This is a genomic window from Janthinobacterium sp. AD80 (assembly GCF_002878455.1).
Classification (GTDB): domain Bacteria; phylum Pseudomonadota; class Gammaproteobacteria; order Burkholderiales; family Burkholderiaceae_D; genus Janthinobacterium.
Window position 1 is genome coordinate 1 of the sequence record NZ_NRDQ01000271.1, and the last position, 2143, is coordinate 2143.

At 67.0% G+C, this 2143-nt stretch carries 3 protein-coding genes; 2 read left to right on the plus strand and 1 reads right to left on the minus strand.

Annotated elements, in window-relative coordinates; all coding sequences use genetic code 11:
• Together JaAD80_RS28460 and JaAD80_RS28465 are read left to right on the plus strand one after the other, a co-directional pair.
• Window positions 1-836 (plus strand): sensor histidine kinase (locus JaAD80_RS28460; protein WP_258003238.1); only part of this gene is annotated, 836 nt, incomplete at its 5' end.
• Window positions 833-1528, plus strand: coding sequence for a response regulator transcription factor (locus JaAD80_RS28465; RefSeq protein ID WP_258003239.1), 696 nt, complete (start codon window positions 833-835; stop codon window positions 1526-1528). The genes JaAD80_RS28460 and JaAD80_RS28465, both read left to right, overlap by 4 nt.
• Window positions 1529-1594: 66 nt before the next feature.
• Here JaAD80_RS28465 and JaAD80_RS31050 read toward each other — a convergent pair.
• A partial coding sequence (locus tag JaAD80_RS31050; RefSeq protein ID WP_219726906.1) for a hypothetical protein occupies window positions 1595-2143 on the minus strand: 549 nt, incomplete at its 5' end.

Here is a 2143-nt window from a genome sequence, read left to right on the forward strand (position 1 = left end):
TGCTGGCGCGCGGCTGCAGCAAGTGGCGCCGCTTCGGCGGCGATGCGGGCGAACGCCTGGTCGAACTGCTCGAGGCGCGCGCCTTCATCAGCGCCTCCCTGCGCCTGCGCAAAGGGCAGGGGCGCGTCTACCTGATGTCGTCGCGGCACGGTTTCAGCAAGGCCGATGCGCTGTTTCTCAAGCATATCGTGGCGCAAGTATTCCCCATGATGGAAAACATCGAGCTGCTAGACCGCCTGGCCTCGGAAGCGGGCCAGCGCGAACGGCAGAAGATCGCCTGTGACTTGCATGACAGTACCTTGCAGCCGTATATCGGCTTGCGCCACGGCATCAGCGCCGTGCGCCAGGCGGCCGCGCCCGGCAACCCCCTGATCGATGATCTCGACAAGCTGCTGGCGATGGCCACCGAGGTGGTGGGCGACATGCGCCATTTCGTCACCAACCTGAACAACGGCCAGCTGCGCAAGGAGCCGGAGCTGCTGCTGGCCCTGCGGCGCCAGGCGGAACAGGTGCGCCAGTTCTATGACATCGACATCGTCCTGCGCGCCTCGCCCGCCATCGAAGTGAGCGACCGCCTGGCGGCCGAAGTGTTCCAGATCGTCAGCGAGGGCATCAGCAATATCCGCAAGCATACGCGGGCGCGGCATGGCGTGATCGAACTGGGCTGCGACAATGGCTGGCTGCAAATCTTGATTGAAAACGAGGGCGACGGCATGCCGGCCACGCCGTTTACGCCCTCGTCGATCGCCACGCGCACCAGCGCGCTGGGCGGGCGCCTGCTGGTGCTGCGTCCCGGCGATGGCGGCACCTCGCTGCAGATTGCGATTCCCCTGTGAGCCCGCACGGCAACCTGCCGTCCGGTGCCGGCACGGCCATCCGCGTGATGCTGGTCGACGACCACAAGACCATGCTGTGGGGCCTGGAAAAACTCATCGAGGGCACGCCGGAAATGTGTCTGGTGGGCTCGGCCGGCGACGCCGACGCGGCGCTGGCCATGGCGGCGGCCATGCGGCCGCACGTGATCGTGCTGGACCTGGACCTGGGCGGCTCCTGCTCCACCGATATCCTGCCCCGGCTGCTGGCCGATGGCGCGACGCGGGCCCTGGTGCTGAGCGGCACGCGCAGCCAGGAATTGCTGGGCAAGGCCGTGCGCGCGGGCGCGCGCGGCGCGCTGGGCAAGGAGGCGCCGGCGGAACTGCTGCTGCAGGTGATCCGCAAGGTGCACCAGGGCGAATTGTGGCTGGAGCAGACCTTGCTTGGCTCCCTGCTGGGCGAGTTGCTGGCGCCCAAGGCGCCGCCGCCGCGCAATCCCGAGGATGCGCGCATCGCCAGCCTGACGGCCAAGGAACGCAAGATCGTCGGCATGATCATAGATGGCAATGGCGCCCTCAACAAGGACCTGGCGCAGCGCGCCTTCATCGCCGAACACACCTTGCGCAACCACCTGAGCTCGATCTATCACAAGCTGGGCGTGAGCAACCGCCTGGAGCTGTACGTGTATGCCACGCGGCACAAGATTTGCCCGTGACGCCAGCAGCCTGTCCCGCCAGGTGCCTGTCTCGCCGGCAAGGACGCTCGCTGCCGGCACAGGCGTCTATTCGGCAATGGCCACGCGCGAACCCTGGTAGGCGGCGTTGTAGACGGGCTTGTTAAATTGCGTCAGCATGCCGCCCGTAAACGACATGGTGTCGGCGATCAGCATCAGATAGGGCTGGCCTTTCAGGGCGCCGCTGCCCACCAGGTTGAGTGCCGACGAAGGAAAGTACAACGTGCCCGCCAGCTCGCCGCTGACGCCGCCCGTGATCGCATTGCTGCCCGTGACCTTGGCGCGGTCGCCATAGAACAGAATGCCGGCCATGGAACCCACCTCGGGCGCCGACAGCTTGAGCACGCCGCTGCCCGTGATCGTCACGGGACCCTGCGTATAAAACGCCACGCCGCTGCCGTTCAGGTTGACGGCGCCATCGGCCGTGAAGCCGCCCTGCAGCACATAGATGCCCGGGTTGAAGTTGACCGTCATGCCGCCCGATAAATGAATGCCGCCCGGATACACGCCCGGCTGCAGCGTATGCGTGCCCGTGCCCGTCAGCTTGCCATTGGCCTGCGTGGCGCCGCCGCCGGGCGCCTGCAGTGCCGCCAGCGG